Genomic DNA, 392 nt, shown 5'->3' on the forward strand with positions numbered 1-392 from the left:
TCGGCGAACTCATCGAGCGGGTTCACGCCGAGAGACTCAAGGCGTACGCGATCGCGACGAAGCTCGACGAAGCCAACGCAGCAGAGGCGGCCGGCGCCGACGCGGTCATTGCGAAGGGCTACGAGACCGGCGGGTGGATCGGGGAGGAAGGTTCTTTCGTCCTGTTACAGCGGCTGCTCGACGGTGTCTCAGCCCCGGTGTGGGCCCGGCGGGATCGGCCTGCACACGGCAGCGGCGGCGTACGTGGCTGGCGCTGCCGGTGTCCTGCTCGACAGCCAGCTGCTGCTGACGCGCGAGTCCCCGCTGCCGGACAGCGCTCGCGCGCGCATTGCCTCCATGGACGGCAGCGAGACTGCCGTGCTCGGATCCGCGATCGGTGCGCCGCTCAGGGT

1 protein-coding gene is annotated in these 392 nt (G+C 69.9%); it reads left to right on the forward strand.

All coding sequences use genetic code 11. The annotated features are described in order from the left end of the window. Positions 1-50: 50 nt before the first annotated feature. Positions 51-392 (forward strand): nitronate monooxygenase (locus tag RM844_RS33285; protein WP_311671148.1); only part of this gene is annotated, 342 nt, incomplete at its 3' end.

Source organism: Streptomyces chisholmiae (assembly GCF_031845445.1).
GTDB lineage: Bacteria > Actinomycetota > Actinomycetes > Streptomycetales > Streptomycetaceae > Streptomyces > Streptomyces chisholmiae.